24 protein-coding genes are annotated in these 24,194 nt (G+C 38.5%); 6 read left to right on the plus strand and 18 right to left on the minus strand.

From position 1 onward, the window contains the following. Positions 1 to 55 precede the first annotated feature (55 nt). Entirely contained in the window at positions 56 to 2,080 is a 2,025-nt protein-coding gene (locus ACXVWP_RS05805; RefSeq protein ID WP_297567366.1) for a hypothetical protein, read from the plus strand. A 69-nt stretch (positions 2,081 to 2,149) separates the two neighbouring features. Here ACXVWP_RS05805 and lipA read toward each other — a convergent pair whose 3' ends face one another. From lipA to ACXVWP_RS05855, 10 genes are all read right to left on the minus strand, one after another. Further along, positions 2,150 to 3,112: a lipoyl synthase gene (gene lipA, locus ACXVWP_RS05810; protein ID WP_005697928.1), complete on the minus strand. Its 963-nt coding sequence runs from the start codon at positions 3,110 to 3,112 to the stop codon at positions 2,150 to 2,152. Between the two features lie 61 nt (positions 3,113 to 3,173). Then, a complete protein-coding gene (gene lipB, locus ACXVWP_RS05815) occupies positions 3,174 to 3,815 on the minus strand; it encodes a lipoyl(octanoyl) transferase LipB (protein WP_458473299.1) in 642 nt (213 codons plus the stop codon). 1 nt (position 3,816) lies between these two features. Further along, complete coding sequence (gene ybeD, locus ACXVWP_RS05820; protein WP_289901446.1) at positions 3,817 to 4,095, minus strand: DUF493 family protein YbeD; 279 nt, start codon at positions 4,093 to 4,095, stop codon at positions 3,817 to 3,819. A gap of 106 nt (positions 4,096 to 4,201) precedes the next feature. Then, positions 4,202 to 5,389 carry a serine hydrolase gene (locus tag ACXVWP_RS05825; RefSeq protein ID WP_289901445.1) on the minus strand — a complete coding sequence of 396 codons (1,188 nt, stop codon included), beginning with the start codon at positions 5,387 to 5,389 and terminating at the stop codon, positions 4,202 to 4,204. A 130-nt stretch (positions 5,390 to 5,519) separates the two neighbouring features. After that, the gene (locus tag ACXVWP_RS05830; RefSeq protein WP_289901444.1) at positions 5,520 to 6,233 is read right to left on the minus strand and encodes a septal ring lytic transglycosylase RlpA family protein; all 714 of its coding nucleotides are present in this window, start codon (positions 6,231 to 6,233) and stop codon (positions 5,520 to 5,522) included. A gap of 53 nt (positions 6,234 to 6,286) precedes the next feature. Beyond that, on the minus strand, positions 6,287 to 7,402 hold the full coding sequence (gene rodA, locus ACXVWP_RS05835; protein WP_289901443.1) for a rod shape-determining protein RodA: 1,116 nt from the start codon (positions 7,400 to 7,402) through the stop codon (positions 6,287 to 6,289). Positions 7,403 to 7,419: 17 nt separating this feature from the next. After that, on the minus strand, positions 7,420 to 9,378 hold the full coding sequence (gene mrdA / locus ACXVWP_RS05840; protein WP_289901442.1) for a penicillin-binding protein 2: 1,959 nt from the start codon (positions 9,376 to 9,378) through the stop codon (positions 7,420 to 7,422). Positions 9,379 to 9,393: 15 nt separating this feature from the next. Next, positions 9,394 to 9,861 (minus strand): 23S rRNA (pseudouridine(1915)-N(3))-methyltransferase RlmH, encoded by a 468-nt coding sequence (gene rlmH / locus ACXVWP_RS05845; RefSeq protein ID WP_289901441.1) that lies wholly within the window; start codon positions 9,859 to 9,861, stop codon positions 9,394 to 9,396. A gap of 39 nt (positions 9,862 to 9,900) precedes the next feature. Next, positions 9,901 to 10,209, minus strand: coding sequence for a ribosome silencing factor (gene rsfS / locus ACXVWP_RS05850; RefSeq protein WP_289901440.1), 309 nt, complete (start codon positions 10,207 to 10,209; stop codon positions 9,901 to 9,903). Positions 10,210 to 10,359: 150 nt separating this feature from the next. Next, on the minus strand, positions 10,360 to 12,012 hold the full coding sequence (locus tag ACXVWP_RS05855) for a putative transporter (protein WP_128786975.1): 1,653 nt from the start codon (positions 12,010 to 12,012) through the stop codon (positions 10,360 to 10,362). Positions 12,013 to 12,177: 165 nt separating this feature from the next. Here ACXVWP_RS05855 and ACXVWP_RS05860 point away from each other — a divergent pair, with 165 nt between their 5' ends. From ACXVWP_RS05860 to mreD, 4 genes are all read left to right on the plus strand, one after another. Next, positions 12,178 to 13,968 (plus strand): ABC transporter ATP-binding protein/permease, encoded by a 1,791-nt coding sequence (locus ACXVWP_RS05860; RefSeq protein ID WP_128786976.1) that lies wholly within the window; start codon positions 12,178 to 12,180, stop codon positions 13,966 to 13,968. 168 nt (positions 13,969 to 14,136) lie between these two features. Then, complete coding sequence (locus ACXVWP_RS05865) at positions 14,137 to 15,192, plus strand: rod shape-determining protein (protein WP_049357719.1); 1,056 nt, start codon at positions 14,137 to 14,139, stop codon at positions 15,190 to 15,192. A gap of 86 nt (positions 15,193 to 15,278) precedes the next feature. Next, on the plus strand, positions 15,279 to 16,343 hold the full coding sequence (gene mreC, locus ACXVWP_RS05870) for a rod shape-determining protein MreC (protein ID WP_049357720.1): 1,065 nt from the start codon (positions 15,279 to 15,281) through the stop codon (positions 16,341 to 16,343). Continuing rightward, complete coding sequence (mreD, locus tag ACXVWP_RS05875) at positions 16,343 to 16,831, plus strand: rod shape-determining protein MreD (protein WP_149785850.1); 489 nt, start codon at positions 16,343 to 16,345, stop codon at positions 16,829 to 16,831. Before mreC ends, mreD begins: the two co-directional genes overlap by 1 nt. A gap of 40 nt (positions 16,832 to 16,871) precedes the next feature. On the opposite strand, the gene rhlB is transcribed toward mreD, so the two are convergent. From rhlB to ppdD, 8 genes are all read right to left on the minus strand, one after another. Beyond that, a complete protein-coding gene (gene rhlB, locus ACXVWP_RS05880) occupies positions 16,872 to 18,131 on the minus strand; it encodes an ATP-dependent RNA helicase RhlB (RefSeq protein ID WP_289901439.1) in 1,260 nt (419 codons plus the stop codon). A 90-nt stretch (positions 18,132 to 18,221) separates the two neighbouring features. Further along, a complete protein-coding gene (locus ACXVWP_RS05885; protein ID WP_289901438.1) occupies positions 18,222 to 18,503 on the minus strand; it encodes a GNAT family N-acetyltransferase in 282 nt (93 codons plus the stop codon). Beyond that, positions 18,500 to 18,706 (minus strand): DNA gyrase inhibitor YacG, encoded by a 207-nt coding sequence (yacG, locus tag ACXVWP_RS05890; protein ID WP_005695505.1) that lies wholly within the window; start codon positions 18,704 to 18,706, stop codon positions 18,500 to 18,502. Before yacG ends, ACXVWP_RS05885 begins: the two co-directional genes overlap by 4 nt. Then, positions 18,699 to 19,319 (minus strand): dephospho-CoA kinase, encoded by a 621-nt coding sequence (coaE, locus tag ACXVWP_RS05895; protein ID WP_289901437.1) that lies wholly within the window; start codon positions 19,317 to 19,319, stop codon positions 18,699 to 18,701. The genes yacG and coaE overlap by 8 nt, the downstream gene beginning before the upstream one ends. 85 nt (positions 19,320 to 19,404) lie before the next feature. Beyond that, the gene (locus ACXVWP_RS05900) at positions 19,405 to 20,082 is read right to left on the minus strand and encodes a prepilin peptidase (protein ID WP_289901436.1); all 678 of its coding nucleotides are present in this window, start codon (positions 20,080 to 20,082) and stop codon (positions 19,405 to 19,407) included. Beyond that, a complete protein-coding gene (locus tag ACXVWP_RS05905; RefSeq protein ID WP_289901435.1) occupies positions 20,079 to 21,302 on the minus strand; it encodes a type II secretion system F family protein in 1,224 nt (407 codons plus the stop codon). Before ACXVWP_RS05905 ends, ACXVWP_RS05900 begins: the two co-directional genes overlap by 4 nt. Before the next feature lie 8 nt (positions 21,303 to 21,310). Further along, complete coding sequence (locus ACXVWP_RS05910) at positions 21,311 to 22,693, minus strand: GspE/PulE family protein (RefSeq protein ID WP_297567379.1); 1,383 nt, start codon at positions 22,691 to 22,693, stop codon at positions 21,311 to 21,313. Between the two features lie 6 nt (positions 22,694 to 22,699). Next, a complete protein-coding gene (gene ppdD, locus ACXVWP_RS05915) occupies positions 22,700 to 23,143 on the minus strand; it encodes a prepilin peptidase-dependent pilin (RefSeq protein ID WP_128786983.1) in 444 nt (147 codons plus the stop codon). Positions 23,144 to 23,284: 141 nt separating this feature from the next. Between ppdD and ampD the strand changes: the two genes are divergently transcribed. After that, positions 23,285 to 23,848, plus strand: coding sequence for a 1,6-anhydro-N-acetylmuramyl-L-alanine amidase AmpD (gene ampD, locus ACXVWP_RS05920; RefSeq protein ID WP_297567383.1), 564 nt, complete (start codon positions 23,285 to 23,287; stop codon positions 23,846 to 23,848). The last annotated feature ends 346 nt before the right edge of the window (positions 23,849 to 24,194 follow it).

Raw genomic sequence — 24,194 nt, forward strand, 5'->3', positions numbered from 1 at the left:
TTAATTTTTTAAAAGAATTTCAAGATTGTAAATAGAGATCGTATTTGGGGACGTTATGAGCAAGAAAAAAACAATAACATTGACGATTTCGGCTATCGCAGTGGCACTTGGGATCGGCGCACAATTTTATACTAATCACAAAATCGATCAGGTATTAAAAAATTTCCCTTATTCTTTGGATAACCAAGCAACATTAAATGTGACACAAACTGCGAAAAACTTTTTTATTCGAGAGTTAATCTTTAGTGTAAAAAATAGTGATGCGAAAAGTACAAATGTCATTACAACTAAGCTCACCGCGTTGCCTTTCTTTATTACGGCTGAGTCACAGTTATCCGATCAATTAGTTCGTCAATTAAATAAAACATTAAATATCACGATTGATAAAAATACAATTAATAGTAAATTTTCGCCGGTAGGGGATTATTTACAGTCTGATATTTCGACGGAATTCCGAGATTTTGCGAATAAGTCCCAAAACCTTTCTATCGGTTTTCATTTCTTAAAAAATAAAGACGTTGAGCTGAAAACAACCTTAAGTGGCTTTAATTACGATAAAGACACTAAACTGGAACAAATTGAAGGTGAAGCTCGCCTTGTACCTATTAGCATAAATCAATACGACCTATCAAGTATTGAATTAACCGCGAAAAATGCTGAATTAGCATTATTAAATGGTGAAAATACACATATTTACCTTAAAAATGCAACTTACCATTTCGATGTAAAACCAGGTGAGGCTGATAAACGTGATCTGAGCACAAAATTCAGCAGTGATATTTTGCGCATAGCCAATAAAAGCCGCACAACAGAAGAAAGTCAAGCAACAGCAGGTGGTTTAAATTTATTCGTTAAGCAAAACGGCGTGCCAAGTTCGATCAATTTTCATCATGAATTTAAAAAATTAAGCGATGGTTCATTAAGCATTAAAGATGGCGTCAATTTATTAACAAAAATTTTTACACAAAACGATCGTTTTGATAGTTCGTTATCTGTGCTTTCTGTTAATGTTCCTAAAAATAATCAACCTTATTTTAACTTACAAAATACAGGTCTTGAACTTAAGTTGGCGAATACGAATTTAACTAAAGCCAATGTGGATTTTAAACTGAATGTTGAAAGTGTGAAGCAAACGCCTGCCGAGAAAGAACGTAAATGGGAAGCCAAAGGAGGTAAGGTTAATATTCAGTTAGATGATTACAATGTGGCAAATGAACTGGCGTTTGTACCGTTTTTGTTAGATACCATTGCAGAGAAAGAAGCAACGGCAAAAGACAATAAAGATTTCTTAAATGCCAAAGATAAATGGGTGAAAGAGTTTAGTGGTAAAACCAATATTGAAGCCGCGTTAAAATCATTTAATATGGCCGATTTAGTGCTTGATAACATATCAGCCAGTGATAAGACGAAAACATTAGACAATGACCAATATAATGAGCATATCACATTGTCTGCGAATAAAATTGGTTATCCAAGTGCAGGTTTCCAATTTGAAAAATTATCTTTGGATGCGCCATTTAAAGTTAATCATAGCAAAGCTCATTTATCAGCAAGATTTTGTTCAGCACCTTTTTATGGTGCATTGTGTAACACGCATTTAACGTCAGCAACATTTGAGAAATACATTAAAAACTCCTGGAAAGAGCTTGATTTAATTGTTGATAATGCAACGTTAAATTTCAATTTAAATACTTATCCTGAAACCAATGCTTATCCAGTTAAATTGGAAGTGAGTGGTATTGTGCCTCAAGTGCCAGAAGATGATTCATCAGATATGATTCCTGATAATATTGAAGGCACATTTAATCTGACATTAAATAAAATGTTGTTTGATGATCAAAATGAAAAAGCCTTAGCCATTAAGGAAAATTCATACTTTTGGCAATATTTAAGTAGCTTTGTGAAACATGATGGAAAACTTCACCGAGAATTTGTAGAAGAAGGTGATAATTACGTTTCTAGAGTGGAAAAAACAGAAAATGGCTACTTAATTAATGGTCGTACCCTTGAAGACCTTCGTCAAGAAAGCATGATGGAAACTGATGAGGGGGAAGAAGGGAAGCCCGCCGTAACTGACTAGTTGAAAGGATGACATAAAAAATGACCGGACTTGAAATTCAATGTGCGGTCATTTTTTTAGCTGTTTTGATTACTTCACTAATCCACCACTTGCTTGTAAATCAGCATGGTAGGAAGAGCGAACAAATGGACCACAGGCAGCGTGTTCAAAGCCCATAGCGTTGGCTTTATCACGGAATTCATCAAACTCTGCTGGTGGCACATAGCGTGCAACCGGTAAGTGATGGCGACTTGGTTGGAGATATTGACCAAGCGTAAGCATGGTTACGCCATTTGCGCGTAAGTCTTCCATCACTTCAAGGATTTCTTCATTGGTTTCGCCCAACCCAACCATTAAGCCCGATTTCGTTGGGATATTTGGGAACATTTCTTTGAAATCATGAAGTAATTTTAAAGACCATTGATAATCAGCACCAGGACGAATTTCTTTATACAAGCGTGGTACATTTTCCAAGTTGTGGTTGAATACATCTGGTGGATTATCTTTTAATTTTTCTAAGGCTTGCGTAATCCGACCACGGAAATCAGGCACTAAAATCTCAATTTTAATACCAGGGTTTAATGCGCGTACTTCTTTTACGCATTCAGCAAAATGACCCGCACCACGATCAGGTAAATCATCGCGGTCAACAGAGGTAATCACCACATATTTCAACTTCATATCTTGGATGGTTTCAGCTAATTTACGTGGTTCATCAGGATCTGGCGGTAAGGGTTTACCATGTGCAACGTCACAGAAAGGGCAGCGACGAGTACAAATTGCGCCTAGAATCATAAAGGTTGCTGTGCCATGGTTAAAGCATTCGTGTAAATTTGGACAAGACGCTTCTTCGCATACCGAATGTAGGCCATGACGACGCATCCCGTTTTTAATCGTTTCGATCTTTAATGAGCTAGACGGTAATTTGATCTTCATCCATTCCGGCTTTTTCAATAATTCTTGATTAGGATCGATATTTTTAACAGGGATAATTGATGTTTTGGCAGCATCGCGGTATTTCACACCGCGTTCCATTTTAAAAGGCGTTGACATTGTTCTTTCCTAAAGAAAAATGCCTGATTTAGGCATTTTTTATATGTTATAAAAGTGAATGTTATAAATTTGTAACATTATAGCCCAAAAGTTCGGCAAAGTGTTTAATTAATTTGGGGGAAACCTTGTCAAGTGTCGCTTCTTCTTTACCAATAAAGTCAGCAAGCTGACACATTTCAAGCCCTGCATAGCCACAAGGATTAATATAATGGAAAGGATTGAGATCCATATTGATATTAAATGCTAAACCGTGAAAAGAACAGCCTTTGCGAATGCGTAAACCTAATGAACAGATTTTTTTGCCGTCAATATATACGCCTGGTGCGTCGGATTTTGGATAACCTTTAATACCATAGTCTGCGAGGGTTTTCACGACAGATTGTTCAAGTGCGGTCACTAATTGACGGACATTTAAATGTTCATGACGTTTAATATCAATGAGCACATACATCACCTGCTGGCCTGGACCGTGATAAGTAATTTGACCGCCGCGATCGGATTGAACAACAGGAATATTACTACGTTGTAATAAGTGTTCTGGTTTGCCAGCTTGGCCTTGAGTGAAAACAGGATGATGCTCAACTAACCAAATTTCATCAGTCGTTTCTGTATTTCGATTATCGGTGAATTCCTGCATTTTATGCCAAATTTCCTGATAATCTTGCAAACCTAATTGACGGACAATTAAATTAGTTTTATTCATTTTAGATAACCATTTTGACGCCTTCAACTTTAGCAAGCTCTTTATAAAGTGTTTCTACTTGCTCAAAGTTTTGTACCACAATATCAATTGAAACAGAATTATAAGTGCCCTTACTGCTGCGTTTTTCTTTTGGAATATAATCACCCGGTAAGTATTTTTGTACCACTGCAATAAGATCTTGTGCTAAATTTTCGCGATTAATGCCTGCTACTTTAAAAGTCATTGCAGCAGGAAATTCCATTAATTCTTTCAGTTTTTCATAATCATTTTCGTTTGCCATTTTGTTTCCTTAATTTAAAGATAAGGTGTGATAATCGGTTAAATTCACACCTTATGAATTTGTTGATGAAATATAAATGGGGAAGTGCGGTTAGTTTTCAAGGTGTTTAATCAAATAGTCCTTTAACCGTTAACACTAACCAGTCCCAACCTTTACCTAAGAAGCCGCCTTCTTGCACATCTTCTAATGCTTGAAGACTCACGGTTGCGACATCTTTACCATCTAATTGATAAATGATTTTACCCACCACTTGGCCTTTTGCTAAAGGTGCTTGTAAGTATTTGTTATCTAATTCGTAACGTGCTTTTAAGTCAGCTTGTTTGCCTTTGGGTACGGTAATAAATCCATCTTGTAATACACCAACTTTTACCTCTCCTTTATCACCGTAGTAAACCGATTGTGTTGAAATTTCTTCATTGGCTTTGTAGGTTTTTAAGGTTTCAAAGTTAGCAAAACCCCATTGTAAGAGTTTTTTACTTTCTACTTCACGACCTTTATAGGTTGGTACGCCCATGACAACAGAAATCAAACGCATATTGCTTGCGTTTGTTGCAGAAGCAACGAGATTATAGCCAGCTTGGCTTGTGTGACCCGTTTTCATGCCATCTACATTAAGGCTTTTATCCCATAATAGACCATTACGGTTAGGCTGTTTAATTTTATTAAAAGTAAATTCTTTTTCTGAATAGATTTTATATTCTTCAGGTAAATCGCGGATAATATGTGCACCAATAATCGCCATATCACGAGCAGTTGAATATTGGTTTGGATCATCTAAACCGTGTGGTGTAGTGAAATGGGTATTTTTTAAGCCAAATTGTTGCACATATTTATTCATGGTATCAACGAAGTTCGCAACGGTACCAGAAATATGTTCTGCCACCGCTACACAAGCATCATTACCTGAAACAATGATAATTCCTTTGTTTAAATCACCGACGGATACTTGTTGATTTAAATTTAAGAACATTTTTGAAGAATCAGGGAAGTTTCTACCCCAAGCACTTTCGCCAATAGTGACCATATCTTCATTATGAATTTTACCTTGCTTTAAAGCTTCGCCAATCACATAGCTAGTCATCATTTTGGTTAATGAGGCTGGATATTGACGTTGATCTGGATTCAGTGATGATAATACGGCTCCAGAATTATAATCCATTAAAATATAGGTTTGGGCATTTATTTCGGGTATAGCAATACCGTATTGAATATCTTCAGCTGTGACAAATGTTGAAGTTGCCATGAATGCAGTAAGTAGGGAGAGTTTTTTCAATTTAGTAGATTGTTTTAACATAGTTTTTCCTTTAATAGTCTATTCGGTTTATAAGTATAAATGATGAATGATAATTTATTAGGTGTTTTTATCATTTTGTGCTTAATTGCTAAGCGTTATAGCTTGCTCCGTGAATACAATAAAATAAACCTTATCGTTTAATACGAGCTTTATGTTCGTGTTTTTTGCTTGTTTTTTGTGCGATAGAATAAGTCGTTTTAGTTTTGAGGCAATTTTTACATTCTTTGTGATGTTTGAGTTGTGATTTTTTTTCCTTTTTATGTTTATTTGATACCAAGCGACGAATTGCTTCTTTTGTTTTCGCATGTTTAGCAAGTGTTTTTGCCCCAACACCTGAAATTTGACCTTTATGATTCACATGTAATGCTTCAATTCTTACTTGCCCTGTACCACGAGCAATAAGACCTAATTCTTTCGCAGCCGAATGAGATAAGTCAATGATACGTTTCTCACTAAACGGACCACGATCATTAATTCGTACAATCACTTTACGATTGTTATGCAAGTTTGTGACAACTGCATATGAATTTAATGGTAAGGTTTTATGGGCAGCAGTATAACGTGTCGAATCATAGTGTTCACCATTCGCTGTTTTCTGCCCATTAAATTTATGATGGTAGTAACTTGCCATTCCTTCTTTGGAGTAAGATTTTGCTTCATCACCTTGTGTGGTGTAGGTTTTACCATTCACTTGGTAGCTTTGGGGTGTTTGAATGGTTGTGGCAATTGATAATGAATCGCCTTGGATACCATACATTTTTTTAGTATCGGCAAAAGCTGAGAGGCTTGAGCTAATGATCATAGTGAAAAGAGCGGTCGTTTTTAAGAAGTTTTTAAATATCATACTTATTACTTTCAATATTATCCGTATTCTTTATAAGAAAGCTAAAAGAGAAATTAGTTCCCTTTCATAAAACGAGGCTTGTGCGTATGGATAGACATCACCAAACCGAAGCTTGCCATGATAGCGACATATGAAGTTCCGCCGTAGCTAAAGAGTGGTAAAGGTACTCCTACAACAGGTAAAATGCCGCTTACCATGCCAATATTTACAAAGATATAAACAAAGAAAATCAGTGTGGTTGCTCCAGCAAGAATACGCCCGAAAGAAGTTTCTGCATTAACTGCAATCATTAATCCACGGATAATAATAAATAAATAAATTGCCATCAAAATAAGGAAACCAATCATTCCATGCTCTTCACTCATTACGGCAAAAATAAAATCAGTGTGCGGTTCAGGCAAAAATTCTAATTGGGATTGTGTTCCTTGCATCCATCCCTTTCCAGATATACCGCCTGAACCGATGGCAATTTTAGATTGCAAAATGTGATAACCTGCCCCCAAAGGATCTTTTTCGGGGTCAAGCAAAGTTAATACACGCATGCGTTGGTAGTCATGCATTAAATACATCCACATGATAGGAATAAAGGCTGCTAAACCAAGTATAGCAGAAATAATAAGCCACCAACTCATCCCGGCTAAAAACACCACGAATAAGCCTGATGCACTAACGAGAATTGATGTACCTAGGTCCGGTTGAATGGCTACAAGTAAGGTAGGTATGATAATTATTGCGATAGCGATGAAAGTCTCGCTCATTTTAGGGGGTAATGGACGGTTACCCAAATAGACGGCAACCATTAATGGTACTGCGAGCTTTACAATTTCAGAAGGCTGAAAGCGAATAAATCCGAGATCTAACCAACGTTGAGCGCCTTTACTTGTGGTCCCGATAGCATCAACCAAAATTAGCATAATAAAACCCATCAAATATAAATAAGGTGCCAGACGTTGATAAAATTCTGGGGGCAGCTGTGCCATAATGATCATGACAGTAAAGCCTAATATGACTTGAATAATGCGATTTTGAAACATCACTTCGCTGGCACCTGATGCACTATAAAGCACAAGCATACCGTAAGCCGTAATAGCAACGAGCCCAATAAATAATAAGAAATCAATATGTAAACGTTGCCATAATCGCAAGCATAAAGGTACTTTTTCTTCCATTATTCATTCTCACTTGGTTAGGGGTCTAGTGCTAGCGCATCTAAATTAGTTTGGGCTGTCTTTTTCTCTTTTTCAGCATTTTCTTGACGTTCAATTTGTGGCAAGCGTTTATTCAAGTAGAAATCCATAATTTGACGCACAATTGGCGCTGCATTACTTGAGCCGCCACCGGCATTTTCTAAAATAATCGTAACAACCAATTTTGGATCTTCGTAGGGTGCATAAGCGGTGAACCAAGCATGGTCATGCAATTCCTTTTTTAACCCTGCAGCATCATATTTTTGGTTTTCTTTTAAACTGAAAACCTGTGCCGTACCAGATTTTCCGGCTACATGGTAGTTGGTGCCGATAAAGGCTTTTCGCCCTGTCCCTGCACCTGAATTCACCACATTGAACATACCACGCTTAGCCGCATCCCAATAAGCTTGTTTCGGATCGGTAATATCTTCATATAAAAGTGGATCTTGATAGGGCTCAATGGTGGCGCCTTCAACGGATTTCATTAAATGTGGTGTATGAATTTTGCCGTTATTGACCACAATAGAGGTTGCTTTTGCCACTTGTAATGGTGTAGCCGTCCAATAACCCTGACCAATCCCCACCGAGATTGTATCACCTTGTACCCAAGGTTTTTTATAGCGTTTTTGTTTCCATTCTTTACTCGGCATGTTGGCTGAGGCTTCTTCTTGGATTTCAATACCTGTCGGCATACCAAAACCAAAACGTTTCATCCACATAGAAAAACGATCAATACCTAAGTTAAAGGCGGTTTGATAGAAGAAAGTATCTGATGATTCAGTAATCGCTTTATTTAAGTCCGTATAACCGTGTCCTGATTTTTTCCAATCTCGGAAACGTTTTGTTGAATTGGGTAATGTCCAATAACCTGGATCAAAGATAGTGGTATTGGTCGTAATTACGCCTTCTGTTAGCGCAGCAACAGCAACAAATGGTTTTACTGTGGAGGCAGGGGGGTAAACGCCTTGCGTTGCACGACTGTAAAGTGGTCGAGTTGGATCTTCTAGTAAACGTTTGTAATCACTAGAAGAAATGCCATCGACGAATAAATTATTGTCGTAACTTGGTGTAGAAACCATCGCTAGTACACTGTTATCTTTAGGATCCAGTACGACAACCGCGCCTTTTTGCCCTGACAGTAATGCCATAATATAGCGTTGTAGAGCTAAATCGATAGTCAGATGAATACTTTTACCCGCAGTAGCTGGTTGTTCTCGCAATTTACGAATAACTTTGCCACGGTTATTAATTTCAACCTCTTCAAAACCCGTCGAGCCATGGAGTTGCTCTTCGTAATAACGTTCAATACCCAGTTTTCCTATATCTGTCGAGCCTGAGTAATTGGCGAATTTTTCTTCTTTTTTCAGGCGTTCAACATCTCGGTCATTGATGCGTCCAACATAGCCTAAAATATGAGTCATCGCTTCGCCGTACAGGTAATTTCGTTTGAAATAAGGACGAATATCAAGGCTTGGATATTTATATTGATTCACAGCAAAACGAGCAATTTGTTCTTCCGTTAAGTTTTGTTTGAGTAAAATAGGTGTATAGCGAGTACCGCGGCGGCGCTCTTTTTTGAAATGCTCAATGTCTTTGTCTGTGAGCCCTACAACATAGCGCAACTCTTCAAAAGTGCGGTCTAAATTCTCCGTTTTTTCTGGCACGATATATAAGCCGAAAAAGGTGAGATTTTCCGCCAGTAGTTCACCATAACGGTCATAAATTAATCCGCGAGTAGGCGGCAATGGAAGTAATTTAATGCGATTGCCGTTAGAGCGAGTTTGATATGTTTCGTAACTTATCACCTGAAGATGGTAAATGTTGGCAAATAACACACTGCTTAGCGCTAAAATACCAACGAATGCGACCAATGTGCGACGTGCAAATAAATTCCGTTCAGCTTTTTTATCACGGATGGCATCATGGCTTGGGGCAGCAAAGAATTTCTTTAAATTCATCGGTAATGTAACACGTTATTCTCTGTGATAAGGATGATTTGTGGTTAGCGACCAAGCGCGGTATAAGCTTTCAGCCACCACAACACGCACTAATGGATGGGGCATGGTGAGCGGAGAAAGTGACCAGCTTTGTTCTGCCGCAGCTTTGCATTCAGAAGATAAGCCTTCAGGTCCGCCAATAAGCAAGCACACATCACGACCATCGTTTTTCCAACTCTCTAATTGTTCAGCAAGTTGTGGCGTTGTCCAAGGTTTGCCTGGAATATCTAATGTCACCACTTTGCTTTTTCCACAAGCCGCTAGCATTGCTTTGCCTTCTTGTTCTAAGATGCGTTTAATATCTGCATTTTTGCTACGCTTTCCAGCAGGAATTTCAATCAGTTCAAAAGGCATATCTTTAGGAAAACGACGTTGGTATTCTTCAAATCCAGTTGTCACCCAAGCTGGCATTTTTGTGCCCACAGCGATTAATGTGATTTTCATCCTTTTCCCTTTCAAAACACAATCAAAATTGACCGCACTTTATGCCCAAAGTTTTTCTAACTGATACATCTCACGCGCATCACGTTGCATAATATGTACGATAGTTTGACCGAGATCGACCACGATCCAATCAGCCGTATTGCGCCCTTCTTCACCAAAGGTTTCGTAACCGGCTTTTTTACATTCCGCAATAAGGTTATCGGCCATAGCAGAGACTTGACGGCTAGATGCGCCAGTACAAATAATCATATTTTCAGTAATCGATGATTTAGCTTTTACATCAAAATGTACAATTTCCATGCCTTTCAAATCATCGAGTTTATCAATTACAAATTCAACTAATGACATTTCTTTTCCTATTGAAGTAAAGCGAGGAATTCTATCATTGAATGAGAGAAAGGGGTAGACTTAGGGGCGATTTATTTGAATTGTTTTATGTTTGAAATAGCACTTAGTATAAATATTGGAGCAGTTATTCTGCCCCAAGTCAGAAGAATATCAAACCCATAAAAGAATCGCTAACAATTGTGGTGAAACGATCCTTAAGAACATAGTGAGAGGATAAACTGTCGCATAGGAGAGTGCTGCTGCACCATTTCCCTCTTTAAGTTCGTTGGCGAAAGCGAGCGCTGGAGGATCTGTCATCGAACCCGCCAATAAACCACAAAGTGAAAGGTAATTTAATTTGGCATATAAACGAGCAATAACACCTACAATCATTAATGGAATAAGTGTGATGAAAATACCATATCCCATCCATTCAAGGCCTGAACCATTGGTGAGTGTATCCACAAAACTACCGCCAGATTTTAAGCCGACTACAGCGAGAAAGAGCACTATACCAATTTCGCGCAATGCCAAGTTTGCACTTGGTGGCATAAACCAATAGAGTTTACCGATAGAGCCAATTCGAGCAAGAATTAATGCGACAACTAATGGTCCTCCCGCTAGCCCTAATTTTAATGCCACAGGAAAGCCTGGAATATAGAAAGGAATAGAGCCGAGTAACACCCCTAAGCCAATCCCAATAAATACGGGTAACATTTGTACTTGTAACAGTTTCTGTTTCGCGTTCCCAATCACTGAAATGGCTTGGTTGAGAATGTCGGTTTTACCCACCATGTGTAATACGTCGCCGAATTGAAGGGCTGTATGGGCAGTCGGAACCAACTCTACACCCGCACGATTTAAACGTGAAATCACCACACCATATTTTTGATGGATACCGAGATGGCGAATTTGTTTACCTAATACTTTTTCATTGGTAACCACAACGCGTTCAGAACGAATTTCACCACTCAAGCTTGCGACTGGCACATCGACTTCCTCCCCAATAATAAGATGCATTTTTTTTAAGCCTTCAGGATTGCCAACTAAATGCAAAATGTCACCAAGTTGAACATCGGTATCCGCTTTTGGCACAATGACTAATTCACCTCGTTTTAAGCGAGAACAAACGACATCTTCATCGTCAAAACCAGGGATCTCAATCAAATGGATACCATTGAGATTAGTATTGGTGACTTTCAGAGACATGCTTTTGAGCGCTTCTTTATCGTGACCACTTTCTTTTTCGAAGTTTTCAGCTTCGTCATCCAATTTAATTTTAAAGAAAAGACGAATCAGCCACATAGAAAGCAAAATACCACAAATTCCAAAAGGATAGGCCATTGCATAGGCCATCCCCATGGTAGATGTGGTTTGCGTCATACCTAATTCAGAAAGGATTTGTTGACCTGCACCGAGAGATGGCGTATTGGTGACTGCACCAGAGTAAATACCCAGTACCACGTCAAGTGGAATTTCGGCAAGTTTGTAAATTAGAATGGTGACTAATGCACCGAGTACAACGATTAAGATCCCTAGACCATTTAAGGCTAATCCTGATTTCCTTAAAGAAGCAAAAAAGCCAGGGCCTACTTGAATGCCAATCGTATAAACAAATAGAATTAAGCCGAATTCTTGTACAAAATGTAATGTGTGGCTATCTAACTTAATATCATATTGTGTTGTAAAATGCGCCACTAAAATACCGCCAAATAATACGCCGCCAATACCTAGGCCGACCCCCTTAACTTTGAAGTGCCCAATCCATAGACCTATTATGGCTACGAGGGCGAGTAAACCGATGGTTATTGCCGTTTCACTCATATTTACCTCTAAATTTATTAAGATTTAACTATTTTGGATTATAACAATTTGATTTCCTACCCGCTTGTAACAAAGTCAAAAAATGTTATTTCCATCACATTTTTTCTTGCGTAAAAATAAACACCGCCTAAAATGACCGCACTTTTTTGATTTTATAGGTTGATTATGGATTACGCTCAAGAGGCCATTAATTCGCTTTTATGGATAGTAAAAACACTAGCGATGACGGCTGTTGTGTTTAGCTTTGGTATTTTCTTATTAGTCCGTTTTACCCACTGGGGTAAACAATTTTGGCAATTTGCGGGTGGGTATCTTTCACCTCGTCGAAGTATTAAACCTTTGCTATTTTTCTTGTTAATTGTGGCGATGACATTGGTCAGTGTGCGTATTAGCTTGGTCCATTCCGAGTGGTATAACAATATGTACACCTCCTTACAGGAATTTAATGAATCGGTATTTTGGGATCAAATGGTGCTGTTCTGTGTGATTGCGACAAGCTCTGTCATGACGGCATTGCTTAGTTATTATTTAGAACAACGTTTTTCTATTAATTGGATTGAATGGTTGAATAGTCAGTTGGTGGATAAATGGATGGATAAGCGAGCGTACTATAAAACCCAGTATGTTTCCGCTAACTTAGATAACCCTGATCAACGTATTCAACAAGATGTGCAATCTTATGTGAGAACCTCGCTTTCCTTAAGCACTGGTGTGATTGATGCTGTTACCTCGATGATTTCTTACACGATCTTATTGTGGGGATTAGCGGGACCAATGATGGTATTTGGTACTGAAATTCCACGCATGATGGTGTTTTTGGTGTTTGCTTATGTGATTATCACTACTGCGATTGCATTCCGTTTAGGTCGACCGTTAATTATGTTGAATTTCATCAATGAACGCTTAAACGCTAACTATCGTTATTCTTTAATTCGTATCAAAGAATATGCAGAAAGTGTGGCATTTTATGCGGGTGAGAAAGTCGAGAGTAGCCAACTTTATAAACAATTCGGTTCGGTGATCAATAACATGTGGGATATTGTTTATCGAACCTTAAAATTCTCTGGTTTTAACCTAGTGGTTAGCCAAGTTTCGGTTGTGTTCCCTTTGCTCATCCAAGTGGGACGTTATTTCGGGAAGCAAATTAAACTTGGCGATCTTATGCAAACGCTACAAGTATTTGGCAAGTTGCATTCAAATCTTTCGTTCTTCCGTAATTCTTATGATGGTTTTGCCGGATACAAAGCCACATTAGATCGTTTAACGGGCTTTAATTATGCGATTGATATGGCGAATCGTCAATCTACGTCGAATTTACACCAACATGAAACTGATGTGATCTTTAAGAATTTAACCATTAGTAATCCATTTGGAAAAACCTTAATTGAAAATTTAAATTTGACACTGCCACAAGGTTCAACGGTATTAATTCAAGGTAATTCGGGCGTGGGTAAAACCACGTTGTTGAGAACGGTGGCAGGGCTTTGGGCATATTCTGAAGGGGATGTATATTGTCCAATCCATCAGCTTTTCTTATCGCAAAAACCTTATTTACCACAAGGCAGTTTATTGACTGCATTGGCTTATCCGAATGAAGAAAAGGCCTTTAATCGTGATGAGATGATTGAGATATTAAAACAAGTGTCTTTAGGGCATTTACAAGATCGTTTAGATCGCGAGCAAGATTGGACACGTATTCTTTCGCTTGGAGAGCAACAACGTTTAGCGTTTGCTCGTTTGTTATTGCATAAACCGACAGTGGCGTTCCTAGATGAAGCGACTGCAAGTATGGATGAGGGCCTAGAAGATACGATGTATCGTCTATTAAAAGAACGTTTACCTAATACAACGATTATCAGTGTGGGACATCGTTCAACCTTACAAGCTTTCCATCAGCAACAGTTAGTTATTTTAGATAATAGTAAGTGGCAATTCACTAGCCAAGATCTTAAATAGGGTATATTTTAAATCGGCCATATTTATCTTACTCGAAAATAGCGATATAAGCTTTAATGAGCAAGCTAAAAAATCCTGTTATCAAGCTCGATTTTTTGGTACATTTAGCACAATTTTTTCTATGCTCAGAAATGAGCGATTTTTTACTAAACTAATGACGGAATTCTTATGTTATTTAAAAAAATTCGTGGTTTATTTTCAAACGATCTTTCTATCGATTTAGGTACAGCAAATACATTAATTTATGTAAAAGGCCAAGGTATTGTGCTTGATGAACCTTCAGTAGTGGCGATCCGTCAAGATCGTATGGGGGCATACAAAAGTATTGCTGCAGTAGGTAAAGAAGCAAAACAAATGCTGGGTCGTACACCAAAAAGTATCGTGGCTATTCGTCCGATGAAAGATGGTGTGATTGCTGATTTCTCTGTTACTGAAAAAATGTTGCAATACTTTATTAAACAAGTTCATACAGGCAATTTTATGCGTCCTAGTCCACGTGTGCTCGTTTGTGTACCGGCTGGTGCAACTCAAGTTGAACGTCGTGCAATCAAAGAATCCGCATTGGGTGCTGGTGCTCGAGAAGTCTATTTAATTGAAGAACCTATGGCTGCAGCGATTGGTGCAAACTTACCCGTATCAACAGCGATTGGTTCAATGGTGATTGATATTGGTGGTGGGACTACTGAAGTGGCCGTGATTTCCTTAAATGGTATTGTTTATTCATCTTCAGTCCGTATCGGTGGAGATCGTTTTGATGAAGCGATCATTTCTTATGTCCGTCGCACTTTTGGTTCTGTTATCGGCGAACCAACAGCTGAACGTATTAAACATGAAATTGGTACAGCATATATTCAAGAAGGTGATGAAATTTTAGAAATGGAAGTGCACGGACATAATCTTGCTGAAGGTGCACCTCGCTCATTCAAATTAACCTCTCGTGATGTGCAAGAAGCGCTTCAACAACCATTAAATGGGATTGTTGCGGCAGTACGTACTGCACTTGAAGAATGCCAACCAGAACACGCAGCAGATATTTTTGAACGCGGTATGGTGTTAACAGGTGGTGGAGCCTTATTAAGTAATATTGATGTATTGCTTTCACAAGAATGTGGCGTACCAGTAATTATCGCTGAAGAACCATTGACTTGTGTGGCCCGAGGTGGTGGTGAAGCAATTGAAATGATTAATATGCATGGTGGTGATATTTTTAGCGACGAAATTTAATCTCTAAGAGTGCGGTTCGAAAAATCGGTGTTTTTAATTTGTCTGATTTTTTGACCGCACTTTTCCTTTCAACCCTAGGATAGTGAATGAAACCCATTTTTGGTAAAGCACCACCATTAGGTATTCGACTTATATTAGCGGTGATTGCTTCGATAACATTGATTTTAGTTGATGGAAAAACTTCATCAATGACGAAGGCGCGTAGTGTCATGGAAACTGCCGTAGGGGGCTTGTATTACCTTGCGAATGGGCCAAGAACGGTTCTAGATGGTGTATCAAGCAACTTGGTGGACACCAATAAACTGCTTATTGAAAATAAGGTATTACGTGAGCAGCTGCGTGAGAAAAATGCCGATCTTTTATTATTGGATCAACTCAAGGTAGAAAACCAACGTCTTCGTTTACTGCTTAATTCGCCTTTACGCACCGATGAATATAAAAAGATTGCAGAAGTGCTTACAGCTGAAACTGACGTTTATCGTCAGCAAGTGGTGATCAATCAAGGGGAACGTGATGGTGCTTATGTTGGTCAGCCTGTGATTGATGAAAAAGGAATGATTGGGCAGATTATATCAGTGGGAGAAAATACGAGTCGAGTATTGCTTTTAACCGATGTAACCCATTCTATTCCAGTGCAAGTTTTACGTAATGATGTGCGCGTGATCGCAAGTGGTACAGGACACTCTGATGAGCTTACCTTAGATAACGTGCCTCGTTCTGTGGATATTGAAAAAGGCGATTTATTGGTCACTTCAGGTTTGGGGGGGCGTTTTGTGGAAGGCTATCCGGTGGCAGTCGTACAAAGTGTGTCTCGTGATGGATCAAATTACTTTGCGACGGTGAAAGCGAAACCTTTGGCTGAATTAGATCGTTTACGTTATTTGCTTTTACTTTGGCCAAGCAACCTTGATATGTCGAAAGTGAAATCCATGTCACCGGAAGAGGTGCGTCGTCTTGTGCAGCAACGTTTGGAAAGTCAAGCTAATGAAGCAACTCATTCAGTGAGTAAAACCAAAATTACAGATGATCAAGAGGATGGAGTACAGCCGCATACAGGAAAAGAAATTGTGGATCCTGACATTCCGACCACAATGCCTCAACAAGAGGAACCCATTTCTCCGGAGCAGCAAGAACATAGGGATGAAGATTAATGCAAGGGCGTTTTATTTTTCAATGGGCGACAATTTTGTGCTTCTTTATTGTCGCATTAGTAATGGAATTAGCCCCATGGCCAGCAGGCTTTCAAGCCTTTAAACCTTCTTGGTTAATTTTAGTTTTGCTTTATTGGACGCTTGCTTTGCCCAATAGAGTAAGTATTGGTTGGGCATTTTTACTCGGGCTTTTATGGGATATCGTGCTAGGCTCTATTCTTGGAGTTCATGCATTGGTACTTTCTGTCGCCTTCTATTTTGTTTCCAAATATTACTTAATGTTGCGCAACCTTTCTCTTTGGTTCCAAAGTTTATTGGTACTCTTTTTTGTTTTTGCGATTCGAGTGGCTATTTTCTTGGTTGAATTCTCTTTGCATGGGGCATTTTTTAATTGGCAGGAAATCTTTGGTGCCATCGCATCAGGTGTGTTATGGCCATGGGTTTTCTTATTGATGCGTACTGCACGTCGACGAGTCGGATTGCATTAATCATAAAAAAGCTGATGAGGGAGTTCATCAGCTTTTCTTTTTAGTTTTTACGACGATAGTTTGTTTTTCTTGCTGTAGTATTTCGCATTTGAGGGGATAGATTGCGTTTTAAACGATAAGGTTTGGGAATATCACTAATCAATGAATTCGGATCATATTGACTGACGGGAATAGAATGACCAATGTATTCTTCAATTGCCGGTAAATTCATCGCATATTCTTCACAAGCAAAGCTGATAGACACACCACTTTCACCTGCTCGACCAGTACGACCAATACGGTGAACGTAATCTTCTCGGTCATCAGGTAGATCAAAGTTAAAAACATGAGTCACGTCTGAAATATGTAACCCACGCGCAGCAACATCAGTTGCCACGAGAATATCGAGCTCACCATCGGTAAATTGTTTGAGCAATGAAAGACGTTTTTTCTGTGCCACATCCCCGGTGAGTAATCCCACTCGATGACCATCTGCTGCTAAATAACCCCAAATTTCTTCACATTTATGTTTAGTATTTGCAAAGACAATACAACGCTCCGGCCATTCCTCTTCCATTAATGTCAGTAAGAGAGGAATTTTGTCTTCATTTGACGGATAGAAAAGTTCCTCTTTAATTCGATGGCCCGTTTTTTGTTCCGGTTCAATTTCAATATATTCTGGGGAATTCATATCTTCAAAGGCAAGTTCGCGCACTTTGTAAGAGAGCGTAGCAGAAAAGAGCATGGTGAGGCGTTCTTGCGGAGAAGGACACTTGCGTAATAAATAACGAATATCACGAATGAAACCTAAATCAAACATGCGATCCGCTTCATCTAGTACCACAACTTGAATGTCATCTAAACGAATAATGCCTTGTTTCACATAGTCAATCACACGACCAGTGGTACCAATTAAAATATCCACACCGGCTTCGATAGCTTTGAGCTGTTTATCATAGCCATCACCACCATAAGCAAGTGCGGTTCGTAGTCCACTTGTTTTAGCTAACAACTCTGCATCATTATTAATTTGCACAGCCAGTTCACGTGTTGGTGCAAGAATTAATGCGCGAGGTTGATTGGTAGCAAAATCAGGTTGATGCGTCAATAAGTGATGAAATGTTGCCGTTAAAAATGCCATCGTTTTACCTGTGCCGGTTTGCGCTTGGCCTGCAACATCTTTTCCTTGTAAGGTAATAGGTAATGATAATGCTTGAATTGGGGTGCAATATTCAAATCCCTTGTCTTGTAGGGCTTTTTGTACGATAGGATGTAATGGAAGATCAGCAAACCGCTGCTGACTTAAATAATTTTCTTGCATAATAAATAACAGGTTCTCAGAAATAAATGGGGCTAAGGATAGCACGAAGCTGGAAAAATATCCTTAAAAATAAAACGCTTATTAATAGGTTTAAGCTTGGGATTGAGCAGATTGGGTTCGTTCCCATTTTCTTGCAATATAGCTACAAGTTGGGTGCAATGTCAGCTTTTTAGCCTGGATAAAATGAATTAAGGCTTGATAGAGTTTGTCTGCCATACCTTGCCCTCGAAGAGAATCATCAACAAATGTATGATTAGCATTAATGGTATCGGGTTTTTCATAAAAATAGGTGAGTTTCGCGATTTTCTTCCCTTGCTCATCGAGTAAGAAAAACTCTCCCTGCTCACCATTATCATGATGCTGAAGACTCATTTGATACTCCATTCATCACTGAGATTGGGGTCCATGGCAAAATCTGCTGTGTCACTTGGAATAGCTTTTTCTTCTGCAGCCCATTCCCCTAAATCAATGAGTTGGCAACGTTTGCTACAAAAAGGGCGAAATTGGCTTTCCTGTGTCCAAGGTACAGGCTTTTGGCACGTAGGGCAAGGGACTTCAAAAATTTCATCAGACATTTTTCTTTCTCGATTCACTTAAATAAAATTGGTGTAATTCTAGCACTTTTTGTTTTAAGTGCGGTAAGTTTTCAGGTAATTTTGCATCATTTGAAATAATATCATCCGCCCATTTTAATCGTTCTTCACGGCTGACTTGTGCATTCATAATATCTTGAATTTGCTGAATATTATTATGATCTCTCGATGACGCACGAGCCAGCTGAGTTTCAGGTTTAACATCGACAACAAGTATGCGGTCGCAAAGCGTGGTGAGCTTATTTTCAATAAGCAGTGGAACGACAAACAAGGTATAAGGAGCGGTCTGACTGTTTAACTGTGACAACATTCTTTCGCGAATAGCTGGATGTAATAAATGATTGAGCCAGTTTTTCTCATTTTCGTCTGCAAATACTTTTTTTCGTAGCTCGGCTCGATTTAATTCTCCTTCTTCATTCAGAATCGATTTACCAAAGTGTTCAGCAATTTGAGCAAGTAGCGGCGAGCCTTTTTCAACCACTTCTCTTGCCACCATATCGGCATCAACAATGGGTACATCAAGTTCAACAAAGAGATTTGCAATTGTGCTTTTTCCACTACCGATGCCGCCAGTGAGGCCTACAATATAAGTCATAATATTCCTTGCTACTTGATTTAGGAGAATGTTTTACATCTATCTCCTAAACACAATATTTTTCAATGTTGCCAATATATTACATTTATAGGGTTATTGCACTGGTGATGATTAAAGATAAGCAAAGAAAGGGCGCAAAAGGTAAAACAGGTTTGCGAGAAATCCAATAGACTATGATACCTAATAGACAGGCGATGAATAAGAAAAGTGGTAAGTGTGCGATGGTGAGATAAGCACCTATTCCTAAAGCAAGCCAATAATCACCACGGCCTAATGCTTCCTTCTTATAAAACCATTTAGACAAATGATAGATAATATAAAAAACACTGAAAAAACTAACCGCACTTTCTAAACTTTGAGAAAGTGTCAGGATTGAAAACTCTTGATGTGCGCCGAATAAACCCAGGAAAAATAAAAACAGGCAAGGTGTCGGTGAAATCAGTTGATAATGCCAGTCTAGCCAACTGATAATAAAAAATAGACTAAGCGTAATCGCGAGCCATAAAGTAAATAATTCATCCTGAAGAAAATAATAGAGTACAGCAAAACTGAGTCCAAACCCTAAAAAATAAAGAAAAATATGGCCGCACTTTTGAGATTGAATCGCTGCTTTTTCGCTATGGCAAATAGGACTGTTTTCAGGATAAAGTTCGATATAGTTCTGATAAATCTCTTGTTGGAGATTGGGGATAAAACGATCAATATAAAGCCAAACAAAGATACCCGCTAAACCACCCAATAAGAAAAAGGCTAATATCATCATTGGATTACGGATCCCATATTAAAAATCGGCAGATACATGCCCATCATAATAATACCGATTAAACTACCAATGATGAGCATCATTAAAGGCTCTAAAAGTTGGGAAAGTAAATCAATTTGATGATTGAGCTTTTCTTGATAGTTATCAGCAATATGACGCAACATCAACGCAAGTTTTCCACTTTTTTCTCCAATCTGTAGCATTTGTTGTGCTTCCATTGGGAAAAGATGACTACTGACACTTTCTGAAAATGGATAACCTTGCGAAACCCACTGTAAAATTGACCGCACTTCTTGTTGTAGCAGAATATCACCTTTTAAGGTACGTTGTGTTTGCCAGGTTTGTTGTTTGGGGAGGAAACTATTTAAGGCTGGCGTTAATGCCACTCCGGATTGAAGCATTAATTGCAGGTTATGGCTAAAACTGATTAGGCGAGAAAGGCAAATGATATTGCCCCAAATTGGCATGCGACTAATTAGTGCATTCTTTTTTTGATTTAGCCAAAGGAAATGTTTTAATGCCATCTTCAACATAAAAATAGCGAAAGAGCAGGCAATCATTAACGCAACAAAATGATGTTGTAGGAATTGAGACATCGCTAATAATACGGCAGTTAATGTAGGCAATTCAGCGGAATTTTCACCATACATTTCAGCAAATTGCGGTACAACGAAGAGTAATAAAATCAACGTAAGTGAAAGCGAAATACCTAATACCATGGCAGGATAAAGCATAATTTTTTGCAATTTGCGTTGAAGCGTTAATGATTGCGTTCGACGTTCTGCAATTTTAGTGCATACCTCTGCCAGTTTTCCGGTCATTTCTCCCACTTGAATAAGTTGAATCTCTTGAAAGTTTAAATACTTTCCTTGTATTTCCAAGCTTTGTGAAAACGGAAGACCACTTTCAATTAACTCAATTAAGGCGCTAAGCCACTGATGCAATCCCAATTGCGTGCAGTTGTCTTGCAAAATATGTAATGCATTTTTTAATGGAATGGCAGAACTGAGCAATGTAGCCAGTTGATTCAATAAAGCACTGATTTCTGCATTTTTCGGTTTCTGATTAAGTTGCCAATCTTGTTGCAAGCGAATGTGACTAAAACCTTTTGCAATTAACAGAAATTGTGCGGCTTGTTTAGATTGAGCAACAAGTCTACCTTTTTGCCATTGTTGTCGCTGATCATAGGCTTGGAAATAAAAGAGTTTTTGCTTTGCCATAGAGACTCCTATTTTTTACCTAACACGCGTTGAATTTCATCGAGATCGGTGATGTTATCTTTTACTTTTTCTAATGCGCTTTGATAAAGTGAATCGAAATCAGTTTGGTAACAGTTATTTTCACATTGTAAAAATTGATACACCCCAATACGCCCTTGATACCCTTGATGGCAATCGCAAGAATCATTAAAATGTTGACCGCACTTTAAACAACGTTTACGCACCAATCTCTGTGCGATAACTAATAAGAGGCTATTTTCAATTTCGTGAGATTGAATGCCTAATTGTTGCAAGCGTGAAATGGCTGAGAGGGCATCGTTGGTATGTAAGGTCGAAAGCACTAAATGGCCGGTTTGAGCTGCTCTTAATGCCATTAATGCACTTTCTTCATCTCGAATTTCACCAAGCATAATAATGTCAGGGTCTTGTCGTAAAAATGTACGAAGTAATCGGCTAAAATCTAAACCAATTTGCGGATTCACTTGAGTTTGAATAATGCCTTCTAATTCAATTTCAACGGGATCCTCTGCCGTCATAATATGTTTATCTGGCGTATTGAGCCATTGAAGTGCGGTATAAAGCGAGATACTTTTTCCGCTTCCCGTTGGTCCAGTCACGAGGATTAAACCTTGTGGTTGGCTGAGTGCATGTTGAAATTGACGTTGTTGGTTTTTTGTCATGCCAAGTTCAGCAAAACTTAACTGAACAGGTTTATTTTGTTGTAATCGTAATACCGCTTTTTCTCCCCAATGAGTGGGCAAGGTAGAAAGGCGGAAATCTAAAATATCGGAGAACGTGGTTTTGAATTGAAAGCGGCCATCTTGTGGCAATCGAGTTTCACTGATATCCAATTTGGCTAAGAGTTTTAAACGAGAAATCACACGATTGGCGAGTGCTTTACTGATAATCGGCTGTGGTTGTAGTACGCCATCAATACGTAAACGAATTAAGAGCCCACTTGGCTGCGTTTCTAAATGAATATCGGAGGCATTTTTTTGCAGGGCTGTTTCAAAAATACCATTTAATAATTGAATAACAGGTTCATCGTCATTAGATATATTGGCAGTATTTTCGTCTTCTGAATGATGATAAAACGTCGTTTGCTCTTCTATTATTTGATTTGCTTTAGGTGCAAGGGATTGTAAAAGTTGTTTGAGTTGATGTGTTTCAAATAAAATCGGTTCAACTAATTTTCCACTTAAAAAAGCAAAGGTTTCACAAGCCGCAAGGTTATTGAGTGAATCCACTGCAAGCCATAAATGGTGCTCGTCTTCTTTAAGTGGTAGCGCAAAGTAACGCAGCAGTAAAGCTTGCTGCTGTTGGTTTTGTTGCCAATATTGTGGCGAGATTTGGTAAATCTCGCCATTTTTTGCGATTGCTTGATAGGCCATGTTTCGCTATTTAGTAGGAGAGCAGAAACCCGCAGGGAATAAATCCGCATTGCTTGGACAAGCGGTTGCCCAAGTGACACCTGATGAGGTTGAGCCTGTCGCTGTTAAAGAATAACTGATTCCATCCAATGTGTCATTTCCTGTTACCGTAATCACGCCCGATTTCGTGGTAATGGATTTAACATAGCCTTTTGCGGTAGTGATGTCTGCCGCAATACCATTTGAACCACCAGAACAGTTTGTTGTGGAATTGGTGCTATAGACGCATAACTCTACATCAGATTTATAAGGTGCTGAAGCTTGCAACAATTCAGAGATGGCTGCTTTTTTGGTATAATTTTGATAAGACGGAATAGCGATCGTCGCGAGAATAGCAATAATCGCAATCACGATCATCAATTCAATTAACGTAAAACCTTTATGTAAAGGTTTAGAAAAAGTCAGTTTCATTAAATTAATTTCCTTTTGGTTGAATAAAAAAATGCCAGAATTGGCGACAACATTGTGTAAAAGAGAAAAATGAAAGTAAAACCGACCGCACTTCTTTTGCGATCGAGAGCGCAAAAATAAAATTTAATCGCAGAAAAACAGATGAATAAGATAAAAAATGGCTGGTTAAGCCAGACAAGAAAAGTGATTTCACCACATTTTGATGAACGTCCTGATGTAGAAGATATTTCATTACTCGTCATTCATTACATCAGTTTGCCGCCAGAAGAGTTTGGTGGGGGGTATGTAGATGATTTCTTCCAAGGAAAACTCGATCCAACCATCCATCCCTATTTTAAAGAAATTTATCAATTTCGTGTGTCAGCCCATTGCTTAATTGAACGCAATGGTAAGGTAACACAATATGTCAGTTTTGATGACAGGGCATGGCATGCAGGACTCTCTTGCTTTGAAGGACGCAATAAATGTAATGATTTTGCGATTGGGATTGAGCTAGAGGGCAGTAATGAACAACCTTTTACAGCGGAACAATACCAGATGCTTGCTGCATTAACACGAGATATCATGCAAGCTTATCCGAAAATAACGCTCGATCGTATCGTTGGGCATTGCGATATTTCGCCTGGTCGTAAGATCGATCCAGGTCAATATTTTGAATGGGAACGCTATTTAGCATTAGTTAAAAAAGATTTGGATAAAAAATAATCACTAAATTTTTTGCTCGAATGTGAATAAGATGATTTCTGTGAATAAGCTTTATCTTAATGAAATTAAAGAGAAAATTTTCTCTCCAAAATTGACGCTAAAATGCAGAGAAGAGTTATGCAACACTCTCTATTTGCTCAATCACAATTTTATCCACAGAAATATTGAATAACTCACAGCTGCTATTTATTTATCAAGCAAGCGATGTTTAAACTAAAAAATGGCTTAATTTTTGACCGTACTTTGATGAAAAAAAGTGCGGTCATTTTTTTCGAGACATTTTTGATTAAATGTTATGCAGAAGTGAAAAAAGTGAAGAGTGAAAAGCAGTTTTTAAACTTCATAT

It is taken from the genome of Haemophilus sp. SZY H56, from assembly GCF_054332415.1.

Bases quoted from the DNA above. Each gene is read 5' to 3' on its own strand.
- ACXVWP_RS05855 (WP_128786975.1), bottom strand. From the start codon at position 12,012: ATGAGTGAAACGGCAATAACCATCGGTTTACTCGCCCTCGTAGCCATA.
- mreD (WP_149785850.1), top strand. From the start codon at position 16,343: ATGCAAGGGCGTTTTATTTTTCAATGGGCGACAATTTTGTGCTTCTTT.
- ampD (WP_297567383.1), top strand. From the start codon at position 23,285: ATGAATAAGATAAAAAATGGCTGGTTAAGCCAGACAAGAAAAGTGATT.
- rlmH (WP_289901441.1), bottom strand. From the start codon at position 9,861: ATGAAAATCACATTAATCGCTGTGGGCACAAAAATGCCAGCTTGGGTG.
- rsfS (WP_289901440.1), bottom strand. From the start codon at position 10,209: ATGTCATTAGTTGAATTTGTAATTGATAAACTCGATGATTTGAAAGGC.
- ACXVWP_RS05830 (WP_289901444.1), bottom strand. From the start codon at position 6,233: ATGATATTTAAAAACTTCTTAAAAACGACCGCTCTTTTCACTATGATC.
- ACXVWP_RS05900 (WP_289901436.1), bottom strand. From the start codon at position 20,082: ATGATGATATTAGCCTTTTTCTTATTGGGTGGTTTAGCGGGTATCTTT.
- ACXVWP_RS05805 (WP_297567366.1), top strand. From the start codon at position 56: ATGAGCAAGAAAAAAACAATAACATTGACGATTTCGGCTATCGCAGTG.
- ybeD (WP_289901446.1), bottom strand. From the start codon at position 4,095: ATGGCAAACGAAAATGATTATGAAAAACTGAAAGAATTAATGGAATTT.
- ACXVWP_RS05865 (WP_049357719.1), top strand. From the start codon at position 14,137: ATGTTATTTAAAAAAATTCGTGGTTTATTTTCAAACGATCTTTCTATC.
- ppdD (WP_128786983.1), bottom strand. From the start codon at position 23,143: ATGAAACTGACTTTTTCTAAACCTTTACATAAAGGTTTTACGTTAATT.
- mreC (WP_049357720.1), top strand. From the start codon at position 15,279: ATGAAACCCATTTTTGGTAAAGCACCACCATTAGGTATTCGACTTATA.
- rhlB (WP_289901439.1), bottom strand. From the start codon at position 18,131: ATGCAAGAAAATTATTTAAGTCAGCAGCGGTTTGCTGATCTTCCATTA.
- ACXVWP_RS05860 (WP_128786976.1), top strand. From the start codon at position 12,178: ATGGATTACGCTCAAGAGGCCATTAATTCGCTTTTATGGATAGTAAAA.
- mrdA (WP_289901442.1), bottom strand. From the start codon at position 9,378: ATGAATTTAAAGAAATTCTTTGCTGCCCCAAGCCATGATGCCATCCGT.
- lipB (WP_458473299.1), bottom strand. From the start codon at position 3,815: ATGAATAAAACTAATTTAATTGTCCGTCAATTAGGTTTGCAAGATTAT.
- coaE (WP_289901437.1), bottom strand. From the start codon at position 19,319: ATGACTTATATTGTAGGCCTCACTGGCGGCATCGGTAGTGGAAAAAGC.
- ACXVWP_RS05910 (WP_297567379.1), bottom strand. From the start codon at position 22,693: ATGGCCTATCAAGCAATCGCAAAAAATGGCGAGATTTACCAAATCTCG.
- ACXVWP_RS05825 (WP_289901445.1), bottom strand. From the start codon at position 5,389: ATGTTAAAACAATCTACTAAATTGAAAAAACTCTCCCTACTTACTGCA.
- ACXVWP_RS05885 (WP_289901438.1), bottom strand. From the start codon at position 18,503: ATGAGTCTTCAGCATCATGATAATGGTGAGCAGGGAGAGTTTTTCTTA.
- rodA (WP_289901443.1), bottom strand. From the start codon at position 7,402: ATGGAAGAAAAAGTACCTTTATGCTTGCGATTATGGCAACGTTTACAT.
- yacG (WP_005695505.1), bottom strand. From the start codon at position 18,706: ATGTCTGATGAAATTTTTGAAGTCCCTTGCCCTACGTGCCAAAAGCCT.
- ACXVWP_RS05905 (WP_289901435.1), bottom strand. From the start codon at position 21,302: ATGGCAAAGCAAAAACTCTTTTATTTCCAAGCCTATGATCAGCGACAA.
- lipA (WP_005697928.1), bottom strand. From the start codon at position 3,112: ATGTCAACGCCTTTTAAAATGGAACGCGGTGTGAAATACCGCGATGCT.